Here is a 1,971-nt window from a genome sequence, read left to right on the forward strand (position 1 = left end):
GCGCCCTTGACCAGGCGCACCATGAACTTGCGGCCGCTGCGCTTGGCCAGGTCGATCAGGAAGTCGATCGCGAAGGGGCAGCGTTTTTGGTAGGCCTGGACGACGAAGCCGATGCCGTCGAAACCGGCCAACTCGGGGTCGAAGGCCATCGCCTCCATCAGGTCGAGCGACAGTTCCAGGCGGTCGGCCTCCTCGGCGTCGATGTTCAGGCCGATGTCGTATTTCTTGGCCAGCAAGACCAGCGCCTTCACGCGCGGCAGCAGCTCGGCCAGGACGCGGGCGTGCTGGGCGCGGCTGTAGCGCGCGTGCAAGGCCGACAACTTGACGGAAATGCCCGGGCCCTGCTTGATGCCGCGGCCGTTCGAGGCCCGGCCGATGGCGTGGATGGCGCTTTCATACGAGGCGTAGTAGTTGGCCGCGTCCGCTTCCGTCAGCGCCGCCTCGCCCAGCATGTCATACGAATAACGGTAGCCGCGCGCCTCGTTGTCGCGGCTGTTCTTGATCGCCTCCTCGATGGTCTGGCCGGTGACGAACTGGTTGCCGAGCATGCGCATGGCCATGTCGACGCCCTTGCGTATCAGCGGTTCGCCGCCCTTGGTGATCAGTTTCGAAAGGGCCGAGCTGAGGCGGTTTTCGCTGCTGGTGCTGACCAGCTTGCCGGTGATCAGCAAGCCCCAGGTGGCGGCGTTGACGAACAGCGAAGGCGATTCGCCCAGATGCTTGCGCCAGTCGCCCTTGCTGATCTTGTCGGCGATCAGGCGGTCGGCGGTGGCGCTGTCGGGAATGCGCAACAGCGCCTCGGCCAGGCACATCAGCGCCACACCCTCTTCCGAGGAGAGGGAAAACTCGTGCATCAGCGCGTCCACGCCGGACGAGCGGGTGCGTTTTTCGCGCACCGCCGAGACCAGCTTGTGGGCCAGCGCCTGGGCTTCGGCCTTGCCGGCCGCGCTGCCCTGCTGCAGCTGCCCCAGCAACCACTGGACGGCGCTGATTTCATCGCGCCGGTAGGCGGCCGTGACGGCCGAGCGCAGCGGCGTCGGGTCGCGCAGGATTTCCGCCTGGAGGGCGGCGAAGGGGGAAATGGCGTTTGCCGGGGTGCTTGCTGAGGACATGGAAGGCTCTTTTGTATAGAAATAATCGGGCTGGAACGCGCGGCCCGGCGTGCCTGTCGGCGGTGGACGGGAAGCGAATGTTGCAGACTGTAAGATCGTTCGATTGTAAGGCGGATTCTGATGGATTAATTCTGGTAATACACAGTACTAGCCATAGATTGTTTTTAATGAGACAATTTAACCAAATAAAATTTATTTGGGGACTGTTGCATATGTTGGACAAGATCAGTAAGAAAATCCTGATGGAATTGCAGAGCGATGGCCGCATCAGCAACGTCGAATTGGCGGCGCGGGTCAACCTGTCGCCGGCCGCCTGCCTCGAGCGCGTGCGCAAACTGCATGAATCAGGCTACATCATGGGCTACACCGCCCAGCTCAACCCGCAGCTGCTCGACGTATCCCTGCTCGTCTTCATCGAAGTGGTGCTGGACCGCACCACCCCGGAAGTGTTCGATGCCTTCAAGCATAGCGTACAAATCATCCCGGAAGTACTGGAATGTCACATGGTGGCGGGTGGTTTCGACTACCTGGTCAAGGCGCGCGTGAAGGACATGGCCGCCTACCGCGAATTCCTCGGCAAGACCCTGTTGCAAAAAGGTGTGCGGGAAACCCACACTTATGCCGTGATGGAGGAAGTGAAGAACACCACCAAGCTGCCGATCAAGTAAGCGGCGCGTGCGCGCGGGTGCGGGGCAGGTTTTTCGGAAACGGTTTCCGGAAACCCTGCCCCGTCCCGTTTTGTAGCCCGGAATAGCGATTGAGCTAAACCCGTAAGTGTTGTAGTGTGGAACTACATAACGAGTTCGGCCCGGCCTTCGCCTAAACGAGATCGGGGTCAGGTCTTGCATGTCACCATTCC

Annotated in this window: 2 protein-coding genes; one reads left to right on the top strand and one right to left on the bottom strand. The window is 61.2% G+C overall.

All coding sequences use genetic code 11. The annotated features are described in order from the left end of the window. Positions 1-1,112: proline dehydrogenase family protein (locus Q0S71_RS21635; RefSeq protein WP_296000270.1), on the bottom strand; the 1,112-nt coding region annotated here is incomplete at its 3' end. A gap of 212 nt (positions 1,113-1,324) precedes the next feature. On the opposite strand from Q0S71_RS21635, the gene Q0S71_RS21640 reads away from it, so the two are divergent. Next, positions 1,325-1,780 (top strand): Lrp/AsnC ligand binding domain-containing protein, encoded by a 456-nt coding sequence (locus Q0S71_RS21640; protein ID WP_010393827.1) that lies wholly within the window; start codon positions 1,325-1,327, stop codon positions 1,778-1,780. The last annotated feature ends 191 nt before the right edge of the window (positions 1,781-1,971 follow it).

The sequence above is a fragment of the Rugamonas sp. genome (assembly GCF_025354735.1).
Lineage (GTDB): Bacteria > Pseudomonadota > Gammaproteobacteria > Burkholderiales > Burkholderiaceae_D > Rugamonas.